Genomic DNA, 20,547 nt, shown 5'->3' with positions numbered 1-20,547 from the left:
GAGTATCGCGGAGCCGGGGCGCCCTACGTCGGGCAGGGAACGGGGAGGCCAGCGCCGAGGTCGGCCGCGTCAGGGCGCCGGCCCTCGCCAGGGGCGCGGGAAACGGCGGGTGCCCGAACCGTTGCCCGGCCGCCCGGAGTTCGTCTGGTTGATCTGGCCCGACGCCCCCGAGGACTTTGTCGAGCCGGATCCGGCGTGGCCCGAGATACAGCTTTCGCGGACGCCGTCCGGGCAAGTGGTGGCCACGGTGGACACGGCCAGCAAGACTGTCACGCCCGACGATGCCGCGGATGTCGACCGGCTGATGCGCACGATGGCGAACCGCGCCCGCGTCGCGGTGTTCGCGGTGAGCAAGGGCGTCGACGCCGGCGGACGGCGGCGCGTGCAGCTCGGAGTGAACCTCTACGCCTACGAGCAGGCGGATCCGATGGACCCCCAGAGCATCGGCGTGGGCGACCGGGTGATGAGCGACATCGGCAAGATGGACTCGGCCGTCACCGACCAGCCCGACAGGATTCTGCGGTGGCTCGCAGATCGCCTGCTTCTGCCGCCGCCGCCAGGAGCAGGATCGGAAGGTCCCCCACGCATGATCGTGTCCGTCGGCCTCGGTGAGATGGGGGAGACCACCGGCTACCGGATACACGGCCGGGGCCTCATAGCGGATGTCGGGACCCAGGGCGGCCGGTTGCTGATAAACCGAGTACGCCGCCCGGGGAACCAAGACGCGCAGGGGCCGTTGCGGCTCACTCGGTGCCAGGTGACGTTCACGGACGTGTCGCGGGCCGGTGAGCTGCGCGCTGAGATGAGGCATCAGCTCAACCGCCTGGCCGCTGGCAAAGGATTCCTCGCCATGTGGCAGGAGTACAACCGGCTGGAGACACAGTTCGTCAAGAATCAGGTCCGTGAGGTCGGCTTCGCCCGGTATGCCCGCTGTGAGCCGCTCGTTGGGGACGTCTACCGTTTTCACCTGGAGGGGGGCCTGTATCGCGAGGGCCAAGAACTTTCGCTGGCCGAGCGGGCACGCCAAACCATCGACGGACGGGGCGACCTGGAGCTCGAGGCTGCGACAGAGCTTCCCACCGCTCTCACGATCACGGAGCAGGAATCCGAGGCCGACAGCGCCGGCTGGGCACTGATCGGTGATGTACTCGATCGGGAAGCCGTCAGCGGGCAGGTAATCAACGCCGACGTCTCCGCCGGCACCGTCGACCTGCGACTGGTGGCTCTCCACGGGCGGCGTGTGTCCGGCATCGGAGCGGACCGGTCGACCGATCCGCCGCCGAAGGGATTCCTTTACCGGTCCTTCCGCGGCGACCGGCGCCAGATGAAGCGCCGCAAGGACGCCTTCGACCGAATTCGTACCGGTGGCACCCGGATCCCGAACTTGCTCGCGCTGCTGGAGGGCAGAAGCACGAGCGCGGATCCCCCCAAGAAGGTGAAGCCGATGTCCGAGGCGGCCCGCCAGTGCTTCAAGGGCGGCGAGCCGACGCCACGACAGGTGGAGGCGCTCAGAGTCGCTTTGAACACTCCGGACATCGCCCTCGTCCAAGGACCGCCCGGCACAGGGAAGACACAGGTGATCACCGCGCTGCAAACCCGGCTCGCCGAGGAGGGGCGTGGATACGCGCAACTGCGCGGCAGCATCTTGCTCACCAGCTTCCAGCACGCCGCGGTCGATGAGCTCGTCGAGCGGTCCCTCGTCTTCGGCGTTCCGGCGAGCAAGATGGATCGTACGGGCCGTGGTACCACCATCCAGGTGGACCGGTGGCGGCAGGACACGATCGACAGGCTCGCTGCCGAGGTCGATGCCAGCGCACTCGGGCGTTTGCTGCTCCTGTTGCGTAGCGTCGCCGCCCGGGCGGCCGCCTATCTGCTCGCTCCGACAGGACCGGACGCGACCGCCCGTCTGCTTGAGGAGATCGAGGATCTCGTCGGCGACTTCCTGACCGTCCGGCTGGGCGACCGACTCCGACAGGTGCGGGGCATACTCGAGATCGCGTCCAAACCGTTGCCATCGCATCTCGACGACGACCGTGAGCTGGCCGTGCGTGCCCTGCGGGGGGTCCGCACCATCCCGGAGGCGTTCGCCGACGATGGGCCCGCCACCGCCGCCAAGGCATTGCGGCGGGTCCGTGCCCTCCTGGAAGCCACCGGTCTGACCGCGGCGGCGGGGGATCCCGAAGACGCCGGCGATGAGCCGCGCAGCCCGGCGCCGGCCGACGAGGATCTTGAACTGCTGTCACGCGCGTCGTCGTGGGGCGACGACGACACGCCCGATTTCCTGGACGCGCTCGGTGAGGCCCGAGACCGTCTCCTCGAACGGCTCCGGCCGTCGAGCGGTCCTGTCGCGCCGGCCGGCGTCGATCCCGACGTCGAGCAGCTCCTCGCCGAGATCGCCGAAGAGCTGGAGGACCGCGTGCGAGAGTCGGGCGAGAGCGGCCCCGAACTCGCGATGCTCGACTATCTAGAAGCACTCCGCGGTGATCCGGTCGCGGTCGACTGGACACTGCGCACCTACACCGCCTCCTACGCGACGACGTGTCAGCAGGCGGCGTCTCCCGGGGTGGCGAGAGCCAAGGAGGAGGCGCGCGTCGACGACGTCGTGTTCGACACGGTCATCGTCGACGAGGCCGCGCGAGCCAATCCACTCGATCTCATGATCCCGTTGATCCACGCGGGGAAGCGGATCATCTTGGTCGGCGACCACAACCAGCTGCCGCACATGCTCGAGCCGGAGGTGGAGCGGCAGGTCGAGGAGCTAACCCCCGACGCGCGGGGACGACTGCGTGAAAGCCTCTTCCAACGGCTGTTCACCGGCCTTGGCGGGCCGGACACTCCCGTACAGCGGGTCGTCACGCTCGACGCGCAGTTCCGAATGCATTCCACCCTCGGAACGTTCGTGAGCCGGGCGTTCTATGACGGCGCGCTCAGGTCGCCGCGCCCGGACGAGGAGTTCGCGCACGACCTCCCCGACTATGAAGGTGTCGTCGCTGCCTGGTTCGCCGTGCCGAACAGCCGTGGCCCAGAGTTCGGCGGGCGCAGCAAGCGGCGTCCATGCGAGGCGCGGGTCATCGCCGAGCAGCTCGCGAAGCTGCTGCCGGCGGCACCGGACCTCACATTCGGTGTCATTTCCTTCTACGCGGACCAGGTCGAGGAGATCTGGCGGGAACTCGCCCGACATCGTCTCGTCCAGCGGGCCGACCGCGGCTACGAGCTCTCCAAGGAACTGCAGTACGACGCGGAGGGCCGCCGCCTCGACCGGCTGCACGTCGGCAGCGTCGACGCCTTCCAGGGAAAAGAGTTCGACGTCGTCTTCCTATCCACGACGAGGTCCGCACCACCGGCCCGGACGGTCCCCGATCCTGGATCTCCGGGGTACGACCGATGGGTGCGCCGCCGCTACGGGCACCTCATGCTGCGCAACCGGCTGTGCGTGGCGATGAGCCGGCAGAAACGCCTGCTCATCACGGTCGGCGACCCGGCGATGTTTGAAGGCCCGGCGGTTCCGGCGGATGCGAAGCCGCTGGCGGATTTCCTCCGGCTCTGCCGCAACACAGAAGGGCAGGGTCGTGTCCTTTCCGGGTGACGCACGGGTCGTCCAGTTCACGGCCCCGGGCATCCCGCGCGACCGGCGCGTCTGCGTGGTGTTCCCCTCGTGGGCACATCGCGTGACGGCCCCGGTGATGCCGCGCCGGGGAATCGACCTGTTCGAACGGGTGATCCTGGGGCTCAGCCAGGCCGGCGTACGCGAGCCGGCGCAGATCGCGGCGCGGATCAACCTCCACGTTCGTCTGTGCGCGTACATCATCGAGCAGGCGATCCAGCGCAAGCTGCTCGACGAGCGCAGGGAGCTGACCCCGCTGGGCAGGCAGGCGCTCCGCACGGGAAGCGTGGCGGAAGAGACGACCTGGTCGGTGCGCTACGTCTTCCAGTCACCCGAGGAGACCGGGGAACTGTGGCCGCGCACCGCCGACGCGCTCATCAACGCGTACGTTCTCCGGCGAACGTCGCGGAACGTCCGACTGCAACTGGGCACGCCGGGTCATCCCGACGTCATCGAAGCTGCGATCATCGCACCGCCATCACCGGAATCGGCGGAGCGGAGGCCCCGCCCAGGACGTCCGACCGTTGCCCAGATCGTCGAGGTGGCCCGGCTCGACCGCGCCGCCAGGGAGGCCGAGAAGGTGCGGGCGTTCGAACGGCGCGAAGGGCTGGCGTCCGCGGTGGCCCCCGAGGACGGGGGCGCATCCGGTGTCCCTCGCACCGCTTCGGCCGTCGCCGAGTCACCGGAGCTGCACCGGGTCGCGTTCGTCGATGATCCGGAACCCGTGTTGGTCGTCGGCTTCGCCGAGATCGGTGCCGATGGTGCGCTGGTTCCGCACGACCCGTTCGGGGTCGGGAGCAACGCGATGTTCCGGGAACTCCTGGAGCACGGGATCCGCGTCGATGAGGACTTCGCCGGCCGGGTCCAGCGGGCGGCGCGCCAGGAGACTGCCGACGTACGGCGCCGGTTCAATTCAGTAGAGGCCGACGCGCGTGCCCTGATCGAGTCCGCGCTCACCACCGAGTTCGGACGGGAGATCCGGGAGCACGGTGATGCCCTTGGCCTGATGGTCGAGGTCGATCTCGCCCTCTGGCGCGGAGACCAGCCTGACGCTCTGGAACGCGTCGCCCAGGCGTCGTACCGCCTGCACGAGGAGTACTTCCGCCGACTGGCCGTCGCGTACCCACCGGGCCCCGACCGGCTATCAACTGCCACACGATCGGCCGAGCTCGCCAAGGCCCTGATCGTCGAGGCGGGGAACCGCAGCGGATTCGACACCGTGCCCGAACTGTTCGCCAAGATCACCGACAATGCGGTGAAAGGTGTTCGCCGCGGGCAGGGGCACCTCTTTTTGAAGGAGGCCGCGCCGCTGTGCCTCGTCGCTGCCCATGATGACCCCGATCACCCGCTGCGCGGCATTGCGGCCGAACGACCGGACCTGCTCACCGCCTTGGCGACCCTAAACCAGCTGCGCAATCGCGTCGCGCACGGGGGCCGCGACGCTCCCGCGACGCAGGACGCGCAGTGGTGCCGCGAGCTGGCCGCCATCGCGGCGTACGGGCTCATCACGCTCCGCTGAAAGACACCACCCCCAGCACGCTGTTTTCGAGAAGGAGCCGAATGGCCAAGAAGCGTAAGGGACGCGGGCCTACACCCCCGAACGCGAGGAGGCAGGGAGTCAAACCGGCGATCTCCGGAGGCGCTTCGTCCGGTCAGTCGTCGACCCGGGAGAAGATCCTGACCGAGCTGCGGGCGCGGCGTCAGGAGGCGGTCGCCGTCGGAGGCAGGGACACGGCCCCCGCCTTGAGCGAGGAGACGGCCGCCGAAGGAGGCGCGGAGACGGTCGCTGAGGCGGCCGATCAGGCGTCGTCGTCCCCGGCCGCCGGTCGGGACGATCCGGGGCCCGCCGAAGTCTGGAGAGAGGCCGCCGAATATCTGCGCATCTATAAGCGGGCGGTCGAGGCGCTGGAGCGGACGCGACAGGACCTCGCCGAGAAGGAGGCTCGGCTCACCGAGCGGCTCAGCACGGCCGAGAGCGGGGTCGCGGACGCTCGGGAAGAACGTGAACGGCTGCGGCGGCGTTCCGCCGAACTGGACGCGCGCGAGCAGCGCCTGTTGGAAGCAGAGGCCGATCTCTTCTCCCGGCAGGAACGCGAGAAGGAGACGGTGCTCGCCGCGGCCCGGGACACCCTCGCGGGGATGCGCCAGGAAGCCGAGAAGCGGCAGCGTGAGCTGGCAGACGAACACGAGCGGACCCGCGCCGTCATCCACGCCGAACTCGATGCGCGCCGTGATCAGCTGGCCGCGCAAGAGACCGAGCTGGCCGGGGAACGTGCCCGGCTCCGCACGCTGCAGGTGCAGCTCACCGCAGATCAGGAGGACCTCCAGGACGCGCGGGCGTTGCTGTCCGAACGCATCGAACGCGCGGTGCACGCCGCGGTGGAACGCAGCGAACGACAGTGCGAGCAACTGGAAAAACGGTGTTCGATGCTCCGTAAGCACGCCGAAGAGCTGGAGAAACAGCTCGGCGAGCGGGACCGGGTCGATCGAGCGTTCGGCAACCGGACGCCCGATGAGGTACTCGCGGAACTCGAACTGCTGCGCACGCAGAACGCCGAACTCCGGCAGCAGCGGGCCATACCGGAGGACACACTCGAACGACTCGCGGCCCTGCAGGAGGCCGAACAGCGCTGGAGAGAGGAGCGTGCAGTACTCGTAGCGGACAACGAGCGGCTGCAGCGTCGGCTGTCCGGGCACGAGGTCGCCGCCGTAGAGCTCGAACGTCTCAAGGTCACCAAGCAGGATCTCGAGGCGTCGCTCAACTCCTACCGGGCGCACCTGGAGGAACTCCGCCGCGACATTGAAGGACTGACCGAACGTAAGGAGGGGGAATCGCCGTTCCCCGAGTGTCAGGCGATGGACCGCCGCCACGGCGAGCCGCGTGACGACCTGCGGCGCCAGATGCCGCCGTTGTCCCGATTCGTGCCGTGGCTTCGCGACTATGTGGCGCAGCAGTACCGCATGTTCTACGCCGAAGATGACTTGATCATGTTCCTGGGCGGACTCGCGGCGTCGCGCCTGCACCTGTTCCAAGGCATCAGTGGTATCGGAAAGACGCAACTGCCGATCGTGTTCGGCAAGGCCATTCAGGCCGAAACCGTGGTCGTGCCGGTCAGCGCGGACTGGCGAACCCCCCAGGACCTGGTCGGATACTTCAACGCGTTCGAGCGCCGGTTCTATGAGTCACCGTTCACGCAGGCGCTGTACAAAGCGGCATGCCCGGAATTCTCGGACCGGCCGTTCTTCGTCGTGCTGGACGAGATGAACCTCTCTCACCCCGAGCAGTACTTCAGCGAGGTGCTGTACCAACTCGGCCAGAAGCGCCGGCCGGACGGCTCCCCGCCCAGCCTGGAGTTGATGACGACCGAGGTCCGGCCAGCCCCGCAGCGCCTAGTGAACGGACGGAAGCTGACCATCCCGCCGAATGTCTGGTTCATCGGCACGGCGAACCACGATGAGACCACCGTTTCCTTCGCGGACAAAACCTACGACCGGGCACACGTGCTGGAACTGCCCGCTCGGCCCGAGCCGTTCCAGCCCTCGCCCGTGGAACCGCAGCCTGGCCCCGTCTCACTCCAAGCGCTGGAAAAGGTCTTCTCCGATGCTCGCCATGCGCACGCCGAGTCCGCGGACGAGGTCAAGAGATTTCTGGACGGTGAGCTGAGGGACAGGCTGCTGCGCGATTTCCGGATTTCGTCAGGCTCCCGCACGACGGCGCATCTCGAAGCGTTCGTGCCGGTCGTCCTGGCAGCGGGCGGGACCGTAGGAGACGCGGCTGATCACGCCCTGGCCACAAGGGTGCTACGCAAGCTGCGGGGACGGTTCGAGATTCCGGTGCCGCTGATCGAGGGACTGCGTGAGGACCTACCCCGGCTCTGGGAACCGTTCAAGACGGCACCTCATCGCTCACTCGAACGCCTTGATGAGGAGATCCATCTCCGCGGAGGAGTGTGACATGGGGGTGCGGAGCTGGGACCGGCTCCTGGACGTCGAGGCACCGCCAGCCCCAGGACGGGGGACACTCGGACGGTCGTTGTTCCTACCCGGCGATCGAGCGCTGTCGCTGAACGGAGCGACCATAAATTCTGGGCAATATCTCTCTGCGGAGGGCAGTTGGGTCCTCTGGGACGAGAAGCGGCATGGCAGGACCGAAGGTGATTTCGGGCATCACGCTATGCCTGACGACATCACGGTGTACGTCGTCACCGCCATCGGCCGCAGGCTCGCCGTCCTCATGCAGGAAGGCGCCGCGGAGGACCAGTGGCTGGCGGAAACGCCGCTGATGGGCGGTGCCGACATGGACGAGCGGCTGCGTCCCCAGACCATCGACGAAGAGATCCAGCTGCGTCTCCCGCACCTACGCGCGGCCTGCCACAATCCGGTGACCCGGCTGCGGACCGTCGAGCGCCTGGTCCCGGCCTCGCAGGTACGGCGGGTCACCCCGAACGCGATCGCCCGGCTTACCGCGCGCAGCGAGGACTGGGGACGGCTACGACCGGACGGCATCCGCCCGGCTCGGCTGCTGAACCCCGGCCGCGAGGTCGACTTGGACTTCTACGAGAACCGAGTGCTCGCCCGTCTCACCGACCACCTCTGGCACCACGTCCAGGCACGGCTGGTCGAAGTGAGCCGGATCCAGGCGATGCTCGACGATGTGACGACGTACACGGACGACGCGAGCGACCGTCCGTGGCGGGTGAGCCAGTACATGTTCACCCTCATAGAAGGGCTCGTCCAAAGCACTGGCAGACGCGAGAGTGCCCAGCAGCTGCGCCGGGACTTGGAGAGAATCCGCGATGCTCTGGTGGAATTGCGTGGCCCGGCGGTGCTGCCGGGCGTCCATCGCCGGACCGACGTTGGCGCGGCGCTACGCACCACCAATGTCTTCACGAACGACGACAGGTACCGCAACGCGGCCGCCCTCTGGCGGGCCTGGATCGGCGAGAAGACGGGGAGAACGTCGCCGGGACCGCATGCCGACCGCGCCGAGGAGTGGTGCCAGGCGTTCACCTCCTATACGGCGTTGTTGTTGCTGCATGCGTTCGCCCAACTCAGGCTGTCGCCCGCGGGAGTCTTCACGCCGGGCGGCGACGAGCTGAACATCGGCCGTAGCGAGGAAGGAATCAGCCTCCGATGGGAGCCGACGAACACGTTCGTTCTGCTCCGGGGGAAGGACGCCGTCCTTCGCATCGTCCCGATCGCGCACGCGCTGACGGCATCGGGCCAGGCGGGCATCGTCGCCCAGGAGATCGAAGCGCTGCGGCCCGCCGCGACCACGAACCCGCGGACCCTCATCGTCTATCCCGGGCAGAGAGACGAACGGGCAGGGCTTCCTCTGGCGCTCCGGCTCCAGGCCTTCCAGGGATGTGATTCGCCGGCGCCGTCCTCCGGCGCACGGGCCCTGTCGCTGCTTCCCGTGTCACCGCTGGAGATCGACAGTGTCACCAGGCTGGCCCGGAGCATACGCTGGAGCCTCACCGAACACCTGACACGCGGCTACCCACCCAGAATCGCCTGCCCGGCCGACCACGCGCAGTCGATTGCCGAGGATGTCGACTGGCTGGCTGCCACGCCAGACGGACTCCGCGTACTCAGACCGCCCGCCTCGCACGAGCTCGCAGCCGTACAGCGCCGTATCGACGCCCTCGGAGCCCGCGCCGCTCAGTTCCGGTGGCGCGGTGACAACATCGACTTGATCCAACACATCACCGCTGAACTATCCCGATCCGCAGAGTGGATGGCGGAACTCACCCGCTGCCCACTCTGCAGAGCCGCCTCAGCCGATCCGGCGCGGACCTTTCGACCGCGGGATAATCACGCCTTCCTCAGCCGCTGCGACGCCTGTGGCGCTGGATGGGAGCTCCGTCGATGCGCATCCTGCGGTCACGGCTACCCCGTCCTAAACGCCGCACCGATCGAATCGACGACTGATGATTACGGCGGGCCCCCCATGGACGGGGATGACATCGACCAAGGCTTCGGTAGCGAGACGCTCAGCGCCCGCTGCTGGATGCGCCCAGCCGCCGCCATATGCCCCCACTGTGGAAACTGTGGTGAGATAAGCGACGCGAGCCACTCAGCCTGCAACCGCTGCGGTACGTTGGTGACCGGGCAATGAGCAACTGGGGGTCGCGATACTCCCAAGCCGTTATAACGTGTTCGTGCTTGTATTAGGCACAAACGATCCGGCGTCTCGGGCCAGGCGGCAATAGGTGTCGCCGCTCGAGTTCGTTCCTCCAAGTGACAACCTTCGTTAGGTATCCACGTGCAGAGGCTGAGTTGTCACCAAGCCACGCCAGTGATCTTAAAAGCACCCCAGATGGCGACGTGGTCCGTGCCGTAAGTCTCTAGTTCAGTGCGCCACTGGGGGCGATGAGTATCGAGGAAATCCTGGACGAAGCACTCGGGCGTCTCTCCGGTGGAGACGTAGAGATTTTTCCAACCGCTGTTGCGGAGGTACCCAACAGCGCGTTGATATCCCTTGCTTGGGGACTCTCCCATGGCGACGCTGGCATGCAGGAGTATCGAGAAAACAAGCGCGCAGGGGTCGTAGACTTCCCAAAGCGTGGAGACGACAGACCGTACTCCGCGGGCGAGAAATGCTCCGTCGATGCCGCGTAGCGTCTGGACTGACGAAGTCCTACTGGCTATACCGGCAGTTCTGCACGCGTTCAAGGTCAGCAGTCTAATATTGCCGAAGTTCGGATGCGCTAGCACATGACCGGCAGTGAGGAGGGATTTACCGAGTGAGGCCCCTGCTAGGACCAAGCCACTGGACCACCGATCAGAATCGCTAAATGCGTGGCCGGACACATTGACGATTCGAGAACTGATCACAGCCTGCATTGCAGAGTCGCGTGTCGCCGCCTGCTCAGTGATTGTCCTGGCGTCTGGGTATAGGCGAGCGAGCGCGAGGGTTTCGAGCTCCGGCCCGCGCAGCGGCTCGAAACCTGGAACGCCGGATCCAGAAAACGAAACCAAGACAGGAGGGCCGGATGAGCGTCTGCCTTCGCTCAGATGCCCGATCAGGTCGAGAGTAGGCGCGTAGACGACTTCGTCGAAGTGGTCAAGCACGCAAATGTCTCCACGATCCGGATGGAGTGCGACGGCGTGCAGCGGTAGCTGATCGAGGGGAGGTACAGGGCTCAAGATGAGCCGTTTGGTTCCGATAGGGACGGAGGTGACGATACCACCAGCGATGTCACGCAGAATGGCAAGGCCATCGTTCTCTCGGTGATCGAGTTCCGCCCGATCCCGCAGGTTTCCCGATGCCCACGCGATGCCAAGCTTATGCAGTTGCCGGACCGGAACATCGAGGATGTACATCTCAACCAGCGGATGTGATTCCTGCCTGCTCAGGGCGACGGCGTAGAGGGCCCCATTCACGATTGTCAGATGAACGAACGAAGTCTGGTCGTCCGGCAGGAGAGCTGCGAGCGCTGCGAGCCTGTCATCGAGAGGCGCTCGTTGCTGATATCGGCCGCGAGCGACCTCCCGAGCTCGCTGCCTTTCTTCGATCGCGTTCGCGAGTGACACGGTAAGGGCTGCGGTCTCACACCCGTCGAGACGCGCCTCTACGAGCTCAGCTCGCGCCTTGGCTACCAGCCTGCTCGCGTTCTGGAAACGGGACCACTGCTGTGCCGTAACCCCGGTTGGCGGCGTGCTGATCAGCTCATCCAGGAGGTCTTCCGCCTTGGCATTCTCACAGACCTCGAAAGCGTTCATCGATATTATTGCGGGGTCGTAGTTGGTGAATGCCTCTTTGAGTGCGTCCATGTCATCACCCACGAGAGCACGCAAGGCCCGCGTAGCCTCGGCTTGAACACGGAGACGAAGCTCATGAGGGAGCCGGGCAGCGACAGCGCCCACCGTTGTCACCTCACCTTGATCGGTAAGGCGCAAAACCGTCAGACGTATATAGCCGGCCGCGCCAAGGTGTAGCAGTTCCCACGAATGCTCTACCCTCGCCAGAGGATAAGAGAAGGTGAGTCGCAGGTCACCGTCTTCGCAGTCGTCGGGCACAAACAGCGACAGATGCACTATCCCGGCGTCCGAAGAAAATCCGAACTCCCAGCGATCGTTATTTTTCAATAGATTCCGAAGAAGTGCCTCATGTAGCGCCGTTTCGGCCGTGGTCAGCCAGATCGGATAGGGGCCGACCCATCTATGCCAGTTTCTGGCTCCTTCGGCAATGACGTGATCAACAATCCACTGCGGCGCGGCATGTGGCTGGCTCGCCAGATCGTCACGTGTAGGGAGAGCTTCAGTGATCTGGAAATCATATTGAATTATGTCACTAAGGGCGGTCAATGCTTGGTAGCGGTAAAGACTATCCTCGTCGACCTCACTTATTAGGTTTACTTCAAACCCGGTCATTGACATAACGAATTGCTCGAGCCGTTGATCCCAACTCCGGAAGTCCTGGTTCACCGCTTCCCGGAGATCGCCCTCCATGGGGATGCGAGCCATCAACTCACCGAGTAGTCTCCGAACATGGACTCTTCGTGCCACCTCGATGAGGTCCGTTCTGTCGGCGCAGATCGGATGATATGCGAGTGGCCACTTCTCCAATGCCTGCTCGAGCGCTTGGCGTATTGGCCCAAGCTGAGTGATCAACGCCAAACGTCCGGTCGGTGATACGTCAAGCAGGTCCTCGGGCAAGAACGCGTAGGGCGTGTAGGCGTTCTTGATCATTGCGTCGAGTGCCGGCTCGTCATGTACATCCCAAAGCTCAATGAGATCCTGCCGGATCTCTTCGGGGGAGTGGAGCAGTGACTGTTCACCTACCCAGAGTTCGAGAAGAAGCTCATAACGCTCGCCGACGTCCCACCACGCCGTCGGGTTGATTCCTCCGGAGCGGGCAGCTTGAGTAACCGGCTCCACCAGTGAGTGGACGAGCGTCTCTCTGTCGGGCGAAAAGACGAGTCGCCGAGTCAGAAGACGTTCAGCGATCTCCTCGGGGCCGTCGGCGTGAAGGTCGCGGAAGGCGATGTAGGCCAGGATCAATGCCTTGGCCATATCTCCTGATCCGGCGCGAAAGCTGAAGAGGCGGTTCAGCGCCTCTCGCCGACCTGGACCGAGTAGGCCTTCGATGACCTGCTCTACCTCGGCGGAAGCCCACGCGTCACGGATGTCGCACATCGCGTCGAAGTCCATCTGTTCCCCCAGTGCCCGTGTGCTCGAAACCGTCCGTACACTGCCCTATCCTCATATGTGAAGCAAAGCCGCACAAGGCGACCGAGGATACTATGGAGGGCCGTCAGATTCCCCAGACGCCTAGTACAATCGGGCAGATCGGACTACTTGTCCTGTTTGTGCTTCCCGGAGTGAGCTACCAGTTCGCGCGCGAACGCTTTCGTGGACCAAGCCCTCGCCAGCGCGACCTCGCCGAGCGCGTTCTCCTCGCAGTCGCTGCCAGCATCATCCTGGATACGATCTACGTCGCCGTATTCGGAAGAACGCTAATTAATCTTATCTTCAAGAAAAAGGAGGGTTGGATCCCGGCTTCGGACCCACGTCCTGCGGCGGTGTTCGCCCTAATCCTGCTGTTCGCGGTTCCGGCATTTTTGGCGTGGGCGATCTCCTGGCGAGAGGGGCGACAAAGGAAGTCTTTTTATGACTCCACGCCTCCGTGGCGGCACGCAGTCGGTGATCGCGATCCATGCTTCATCCGTGCGCGTACCAAGGGTGGAAACTGGGTCGGCGGTTGGTTCGGAAATAACTCCAACATCGCCCTCAGCGGACCGATCGACCTTTTTCTGGAATCGGCCTGGGAGATGAGCTATGACGGTCGATTTATGCAGCGCGTTGACGACAGTAGCGGCCTCTATCTTCGTCTCGATGAGCTGGAATACATCGAGTTTATTGATCCTTCTACCACCGATAAGGCAGGAAAGTCGTGACGAACAATCCCCGCCGCCCAGCAAGAATATTCATCGACCCACCGGAGGAGCGAGGCTATCGACCAAAGAAGGTCGTTGAAGAACCGACTCAGCCACCGATAGGGCGGCCCGGGATGAGTCCGTCCGAGCCCGACCCCACCGACACCTCTCCGCAGGAAAAGTCGCCACCGCAGCGAAGTGGACAGACGGAAACCCGCTGACTTCCCAGAAGCGCGGAATTGTATGATGGCGCCAATCGGAATTGGCACTTAACAAGCTCCAGCTCCGCTCTTTGGAATTCGCCCGATGATCGAATCGGCATTATGACTGCCTACACTTGGTTACGCGGGTGTGACGCTGACCTTGACCGCACCTGCGCTAACCCACTGACATGTCGACGAGAGGACGCTAAGCCACGCTCAGTCCCAGGCGAGTTGGCCGTCTGGGGTGTTGGCTCGTGGTGGTGCTCCTGTGGCGGCGTCGTGCGTGATGCGGTGGGTGAGGGCGGTGTTGCGGCGCTGGGTGTGGTTGTTGGCGATGGCATCGTTGACGGCCTGGGTCTCGCCGATCAGCACGACCCCGTAGCGGGCTCGGGTGACTGCGGTGTAGAGCAGGTTTCGCTGAAGCAGTATTTTCCCGGCCTTGCTGACCATGGGGACGATTACGTAGGGATATTCGCTGCCCTGGGAGCGGTGGACGGTCAACGCGTAGGCGTGCACGAGTTCATCGAGGTCGGTGAAGGGGTAGGTGGCGATCTGGCCGTCGTGGAAGGTAACGGTGAGCAGGTGGGCCTCGGTGTCGACGGCGGAGATGGTGCCGCTGCTGCCGTTGAAGACTCCGCTTTCGCCGCGGTGGGGGTTGTTGCGGATTTGCTGGACGCGGTCGCCGAGCCGGAAGGCGGCCCCGTCGTGATGGTGCTGGGGCTTGTCGTCGGATGGCGGGTTGAGGCGCTGCTGGAGGCGCAGGTTGAGGTCGGTCATGCCGGCGATCGTCTTCTTGCCCGGACACAACACCTGAATGTCCTCCGGACGGGTCCCGAGGTGCTTCGGCATGAGCTCGCAGACCAGCTCGACCACACGCTCGGCGGTGCTCTCGGCGCTGGGCTTGGGCCGGTTCCAGAAGACTTTGGGGTGCTCCAGGGGGTGTTCGCCGTTCAGGATGCGGTGGGCGTTGATGACGATCGCTTCGCCTTCGTCGTGCTGGCGGAAGACTTTGGTCAGCCGGGTACGTGGAATGTCCTCGACGTCGAGCAGGTCACGTAGGACGCGCCCGGGGCCGACGCTGGGGAGCTGGTCGGTGTCGCCGACGAGCAGCAGGTGGCAGCCGTCGCGGAGCGCGGCGAACAGCTTGCGGGTCAGGGCAAGGTCGAGCATTGATGCCTCGTCGATGATGACGAGGTCCGCGGTCTCCAACACGCTGGCGTGATCGAAGAGTGAGTCGCCGTCGGGCGGTCTGATCAGCCGGTGTACGGTCATCGTCGCTTGGCCGCAGGTTTCTTCCAGGCGTTTGGCGGCCTTCCCCGTAGGGGCGGCCAGGGCGACGACCGCATTGACCTCGTCGGCAAGGTCGACCAGGGTCCGCAGGGTGTGGGTCTTGCCGCAGCCGGGGCCGCCGGTGAGGATCGACAAGGGGCGGGTCAGCGCGGTTAGGATCGCCTGGTGTTGCTCGTCGGTCAGCCCGGCGGTCTCCGGTCCCCTCAACGCGGCCACACGTTCCGCCCACGGCGCGAGGTCGGAGAGCACTGACGTGGAGGCGAGAAGGCGCCGTACGTGGGAGGCGAGTTGCGTCTCGTCGTGGTGCCGGCGCGGCAGCATGGCGATTTCGGTGTCCGCCAGGGCGTCAGCGCCCTCCAGGACCGGGAGCGGTAGCGTTTCGGTGACCACCTCACCGTGGCTCCGCAGCGCTTCCAACGCTTGGCGCAGAATCGCGTTGTCGAGGATCTCGGCACTTGCCGGGTCGTCATCGGTAAGAAGCTGACGGGTACGGGCGATCAACAAGCGCACCGGAAGGTGACAGTGGCCGCTTACTCCAGCTTGGTCGAGTTCGTGTAGCAGGGCGGCCTGGAGTCGTGCCTCACTATGCTTGGGGATGCCCACGGCGAGAGCGATCTTGTCGGCGTTGACAAAGCCGACTCCATGCACGTCCCGGCAGAGCCGGTACGGGGTGCGGCGGACGATGCGCATCGGGTCGTCGTCGGTGTCGGCGTACGTGGTGTAGATCTTCACGGCGAGCGCAGGGGTGATCTGGAGTCCCTGAAGGAACACCATGATCTCGGCGATGGCCTTCTGCTCCTGCCAGGCCGCCGTGATCCGGCCCAGCCGGATCTGACCGATGCCATACACCTCAAGGAGCCGCTGCGGTTCGGAGTCGATGACCTTCAGCGTCTCCTCGCCGAAGACGTCCACGATCGCCGAGGCGATAGTCGGCCCGATCCCGCGAATCATGCTCGAGCCGAGATAGATACGAATCGCCCTCTCGTCGGCGGGCATGATCCGTTCACACTGTTCAGCTTTGAACTGCCGTCCGTGACGCGGGTGGTGGACCCAATCGCCGTGCAATCGCAGGCCCTCTCCAGGCCGTACGCCGAAGAGCACCTTGCCGACCGCCGTAACGCTCTCCTCCTCACCCGCTACGGCGGTCAGCCGCAGCACCGTGCGCTGGTCGTAGCTGACGTGCAGCAGATGATCGACGACGCCCTCGACCACTTCGGGAGCATCCAAGGGGACCGGGTGGGGCACAGGCTTTCGTCCGGAGGTCACGACGTGATCGACGCCGCGTACTTGGCGACGGCCGTGATGAGATCGGGGAGTTCGGCCGGTGTTGGAAGCAACGCGACGTCAGCGACCGGCACCCGGCGGTACCCGTGAGCCTCGACGGCGTCGAGGACGACGTTCGTGGTCAGCGGACGGGGCGCGTACACGGCGTCGACATGCCGGTGCAAGCCGATCTTCTTGTCTCGCACCTGCACATCGATGAGGGCGAACGGCAACAGCACCTCCTCGATCTTCGGATGGGAGAACCGCCGTTCGGTGATGAGCTCGATCTCCAGCCCAACTTCCTCGCGGACCTCACGAATCGCCGCTGGCGCCATATCTTCGCCCGGCTCAACGTGTCCGCCAGGATAGATCCAACCCGCTCCTTTCGCGCTGTTGAGGAGGAGTACGTGGTCGCCGGCGAGGGTGATCGCAGAAGCGGTGAAGTGACGGATCACAACACCTCCTGAACGCTCGCCGGATACAGGTCTCCTAGTCTGCCCGCCGATGAAGCAAACCGCCCGAAGGACAACCCAACGCGGTCATGGGAACGAAACGAAGAGCCGGCTGGCGATCAGCGGCCATCGCGAAATGACGGACTGTGCCGGCGGGACTGGCAGCTGTTAACCGTCGCCCTCGCTGGGGGCCATCGCGATGACATTCACAGATTGGCATCTTTGTTCGGCGGCCAGGAGTGGCGCGGGAGTTCGGCGGCCAGCGTGCCGAAATAGCGGTTCTGGCTCCATACCGCGTGGTTGCCGACGACGAACAGGCGGCGCTTGGCGCGGCTGACCGCCACGTTCAGCAGGTTCGATGTTTCGCTGGCCCAGTCCCGCGCGCCTCGATTGCGTTCTGGGCGCGTGCCGAGGACGAGGATGACGACGTCCGACTCCTTGCCCTGCATGGTGTGGACCGTCCCGATGTTCGCTTTGATGAAGTCTGAGACCTGCTTGTCGTAGTCCTTGACACCGGGCGGTGGTGAGGATGCCCAGCCGAGAGCCCGTATGGCGTCCTTGCATCCCTTGACCACGTCCCGGAAGGGGCTCAGCACACGGATCCGGTCAAGTTCGACTCCATACCGGTGATGGAGCTTGTCCAGCATCATCGCGACGGCCGCTCCCTCAGCGGGCACCCACTTGCCCTCGGTGTCGGTGCTCACCACGTCGACCCAGCTGCTCGGCGGATATTTCTGGCTCTCGTCCGGGAACTGCTTATATCGGGTCCCGTGGACCATCAGACCGTCGTAGGCGATGGCATTGCTGATGTCGAACATCGGACGCTCACACCGGCGGTGCACCCGCAGTGGAGCACCCACCCACACCGACTCCAGCTCACCGTCCTTCCGGCGTCGTCGCACGGACGTGCCCAGACGGTTGACGCGGTCGGCGGCGCTTTGCGCGGATGTGCGCGATGGCAACCATTCCGGCTCGATGCCGTAGCACTCCTGCAGCAGCTCTTGCACGGCCTCGGGCAACGCAACGACAGGTTCGAGTTGGAGTGGGTCACCTACGAGCACTGCCCGGCGGGCGCGCCACAGCGCCCCGACCGGTGCTTGCGGTGCGGCCTGTCCCGCCTCGTCAACGAGCAACCATCCCAGGGATTCTCGGCCCAGCGCGCCGAACAGCCGGCCGCAGGAAGAAAAGGTCGTCGAGATGACGGGTACCAGCAGGAAGAGAGTCTGCCAGGCGGCGAGCTCTGCGTCGGGCGGGGGAGCGTCGCGTTCGCCAGCGAGCTTCGCAGCGAGCTGCAACAGATTGATCCGGATGGTCCTGGCCGCGCCCGTGATGAACGCGCGGTGCAGGTCGAGGGCGGCGAGAAAAAGGCGGGTACGAGCGCGGAGCCACTCCTCGTCCGACCAGGGGGCTGATAGCTCCCGCTCCTCGTCAGTCCTCTCGTGCCAGTCGTCGGGGAAGGAGTCTTCCCACGCCGCGCTGGCATGCTCGATTCGACGCTCGTCCGCTGCGCGCCGAGCCGCGGAGGCTTTGGCTGCGTCGGCTGCCTGCTCGGCGGCCTGCCTGGCTGCTTGCTCGTGTTCGATCGCCGCGTCGGCGCGACCTCGAGTGTCGGTCAGGATCTTCAGCTGGGTGGTGCGCCGGTCCCGCAATAGCTGATCGCGTTCTCGCCATTCCCGCATCGCACGACCGATGCCCAGGAGCGCGCTGAGACCGCTTGGCCGAGCGCCGGCGTGCTGGTCGAGCTCGATGCCGAGCGCCTGCGCGGCGTGGTCGGCCGACCGAGCCTCCTGGGTGGCGTGTTCGCAGCGTTGCCGGATCTCGGCCCAGTCCCGTTCAGCGGCGGCAGCCCGCAGCGTCGTCTCCTTTTCGGCAGCCCCACGGGCCGTACGGTGACGTAGCGCGTGCTCGGCCGCGATGCGTTCGTCGCGCATCCGCGTCACTTCGTCCAGCGTCTTCCGGAATCGGGCGACCGCGTCCGGCCAGGCCGTCGGCGTCGGCGGTATGTGGTCCGACACCGAGATGGGACGGATTGCGCCATCATTAAAACGCTCCGCCGCCGGCGGGTCATAGAGTACTGGATTTTTCTCCAGTGTTTGCAGCAGTTTTTGCATTCCGGCCGCGCCGTTGTTGCCCCACCAGAATCGGTCGAGGAACAGCCGCCGCTTCTCGCGGTTGCCGAGCGGGACCGCCATGTTCCCCAGGCTCGGGCGCCGAGCAGCATGGTGGCCTGCTCCAGGAAATGCGATGTCTCCCCGTACCACTCTTCACCGATCGCACCGAGCGCGGGAAGCTCTGCGGTGATGTTCTCGACGGCAGCATTGTTGGACGAAGCGACGACGATCTCAAAACCGGTCAGGTTCGGGTCAAGTGCCCGTACGCTCCGACTCATCCCATCGTCGGTCGACCACGAGAAGCGATTCTCAAATGCCTGGTCGGGGCTGGCGAATTCGGACATGCGTACGGCGCGTTCCATCACGATCGCGGCGATCAGATCGCGAAGAAGGGTGGTCTTTCCGGTGCCGGGTGGGCCGTTTACGGAGAACAGCCCGGCGTCGTGCATCAGTTCGGCGGCGATGCCGTTGACCGCGAACTGCTGGCTCAGAGCAAGAGGCTGATCAATGCTGGCCGGCCAACGGCCGAGTGTTAACGCCGAGGGGCTCACTCCGTCGAGCACCACGTCGGGCCTCTCGCGTACGTCGATGCGGTCGTCGGCCGGTACGGCCGAGGGTGCGGTGAGGTGACGCGTCAGGGCTGCACCGTATCCATCGGAGGCCGCGGTCACGACCCGCTCGAGATCGTCAGGGAGAAGGCTGTTAAGGAACGGTGGTTCGGGGTCGGGCAACGAGCCGTCCTTTTTCTTCGACACCGGCCAGCTGTGGATCAGGAACCGCCGATGGCTACCAGGTGCGACACGCCGCATACGTCAGCCACGTGAGCGGCAAAGGCGACCAGGTCCGGGATCTGCAGTGGCCGCCCCGGTCCGCTACCTTGCTCCTTCTCTTCTTCCTGACGCTTGTCCTCCTCCTGCGCCGGCTTCTCGCCCTTTGCGCCGGCCTCGTCATCCTTTCCGGCGAGATGCTTGTTGACTTTGCTCATTACGGGCTTAGCCGCACCGGCGAGCGCGCCGACGCCTACGGCACCGACCACCCCGGTCAGCGAGGCAATCAGCGCGTTCACCGCGCCCTCGGCAGCCGATCCGAGGATCTCGCCGACTGGCTTTCCTCCGCCGCCCGATGCAGGCGAATCCGGGTGTGGCTCATAGGGGATGTACCGGTGTGTGAGGTGGCTGATCGCGATCGCGCATGCCCTCGCGAAGGCTTCGAATCCGTCGAGCCAGCCGCTTTCTCCTGGCCCGGGATCGAGTAGCCGGCCGGTGGCCCATGCGCAGGAGGAGGAAACTACGGTGTCTTCGAGAAGGAGGCCCCGTTCATTGACGGTGAAGGCGAAGATGGCCGTATCACCGGCCTTGCGCTTCCCGCTGTAGTCCTTTTCCTGCGGGAAGCCGAACCTGTCGGCCAGCGTCTTGCGGACGATGTCGAGCGGGAATACGCCACCGTAAACAGTGTGTCGCCACGATGCGCCGTACCGGCCGCCCTTGGGTCGCTCCTCGGACAGTAGGTGACCTGGCTGCCATGGCAGTTCTGGGAAAGGCCTCCCGTCGCGCACAAGTACGGGCTGGACCCACTCCGTGCCCGCTTTGCGCTCGCTGATCTTCGTCGGCCTGGCAAGCGCAGGTGGCGCGAACAGCTCGACGGTGCGCCAGTACTCCACAAGGTCCGCCATGCGCCGCTGCTCTCGCCGCACCGAGCCCCCTCCGTGTCGACCAGCGATCGGCAGCCCATCACGATACGGGG

11 protein-coding genes are annotated in these 20,547 nt (G+C 65.4%); 5 read left to right on the top strand and 6 right to left on the bottom strand.

What is annotated here, in order from left to right; translation table 11 throughout:
• Window positions 1–109 precede the first annotated feature (109 nt).
• The 4 genes from ACQEV1_RS46010 (at window position 110) to ACQEV1_RS45995 (ending at window position 9,722) form a co-directional block, all read left to right on the top strand.
• Window positions 110–3,586 (top strand): DEAD/DEAH box helicase, encoded by a 3,477-nt coding sequence (locus ACQEV1_RS46010; RefSeq protein WP_433403650.1) that lies wholly within the window; start codon window positions 110–112, stop codon window positions 3,584–3,586.
• Entirely contained in the window at window positions 3,570–5,123 is a 1,554-nt protein-coding gene (locus tag ACQEV1_RS46005) for a hypothetical protein (RefSeq protein ID WP_433403648.1), read from the top strand. The genes ACQEV1_RS46010 and ACQEV1_RS46005 overlap by 17 nt, the downstream gene beginning before the upstream one ends.
• A 41-nt stretch (window positions 5,124–5,164) precedes the next feature.
• Entirely contained in the window at window positions 5,165–7,558 is a 2,394-nt protein-coding gene (locus ACQEV1_RS46000; RefSeq protein WP_433403645.1) for a hypothetical protein, read from the top strand.
• Between the two features lie 220 nt (window positions 7,559–7,778).
• Window positions 7,779–9,722 carry a hypothetical protein gene (locus ACQEV1_RS45995; protein ID WP_433403643.1) on the top strand — a complete coding sequence of 648 codons (1,944 nt, stop codon included), beginning with the start codon at window positions 7,779–7,781 and terminating at the stop codon, window positions 9,720–9,722.
• A gap of 164 nt (window positions 9,723–9,886) precedes the next feature.
• Here ACQEV1_RS45995 and ACQEV1_RS45990 read toward each other — a convergent pair whose 3' ends face one another.
• Window positions 9,887–12,760, bottom strand: coding sequence for a CHAT domain-containing protein (locus ACQEV1_RS45990; protein ID WP_433403640.1), 2,874 nt, complete (start codon window positions 12,758–12,760; stop codon window positions 9,887–9,889).
• 92 nt (window positions 12,761–12,852) lie between these two features.
• Between ACQEV1_RS45990 and ACQEV1_RS45985 the strand changes: the two genes are divergently transcribed.
• Window positions 12,853–13,506, top strand: coding sequence for a DUF6338 family protein (locus ACQEV1_RS45985; RefSeq protein ID WP_433403637.1), 654 nt, complete (start codon window positions 12,853–12,855; stop codon window positions 13,504–13,506).
• Between the two features lie 398 nt (window positions 13,507–13,904).
• Here ACQEV1_RS45985 and recD2 read toward each other — a convergent pair whose 3' ends face one another.
• The 5 genes from recD2 to ACQEV1_RS45960 form a co-directional block, all read right to left on the bottom strand.
• The gene (gene recD2 / locus ACQEV1_RS45980) at window positions 13,905–16,190 is read right to left on the bottom strand and encodes an SF1B family DNA helicase RecD2 (RefSeq protein ID WP_433403634.1); all 2,286 of its coding nucleotides are present in this window, start codon (window positions 16,188–16,190) and stop codon (window positions 13,905–13,907) included.
• 50 nt (window positions 16,191–16,240) lie between these two features.
• Window positions 16,241–16,696 (bottom strand): NUDIX domain-containing protein, encoded by a 456-nt coding sequence (locus tag ACQEV1_RS45975; RefSeq protein WP_433403632.1) that lies wholly within the window; start codon window positions 16,694–16,696, stop codon window positions 16,241–16,243.
• A 203-nt stretch (window positions 16,697–16,899) separates the two neighbouring features.
• Window positions 16,900–18,372 carry a DEAD/DEAH box helicase gene (locus ACQEV1_RS45970; protein WP_433406119.1) on the bottom strand — a complete coding sequence of 491 codons (1,473 nt, stop codon included), beginning with the start codon at window positions 18,370–18,372 and terminating at the stop codon, window positions 16,900–16,902.
• Between the two features lie 257 nt (window positions 18,373–18,629).
• Window positions 18,630–19,559 (bottom strand): hypothetical protein, encoded by a 930-nt coding sequence (locus ACQEV1_RS45965; RefSeq protein ID WP_433403629.1) that lies wholly within the window; start codon window positions 19,557–19,559, stop codon window positions 18,630–18,632.
• Window positions 19,560–19,573: 14 nt separating this feature from the next.
• Complete coding sequence (locus ACQEV1_RS45960) at window positions 19,574–20,476, bottom strand: hypothetical protein (protein ID WP_433403627.1); 903 nt, start codon at window positions 20,474–20,476, stop codon at window positions 19,574–19,576.
• Window positions 20,477–20,547 lie beyond the last annotated feature (71 nt).

This window comes from Actinoallomurus sp. CA-142502 (assembly GCF_050936355.1).
Classification (GTDB): domain Bacteria; phylum Actinomycetota; class Actinomycetes; order Streptosporangiales; family Streptosporangiaceae; genus Actinoallomurus; species Actinoallomurus iriomotensis.
This window is presented reverse-complemented; position numbering and strand designations above follow the sequence as displayed.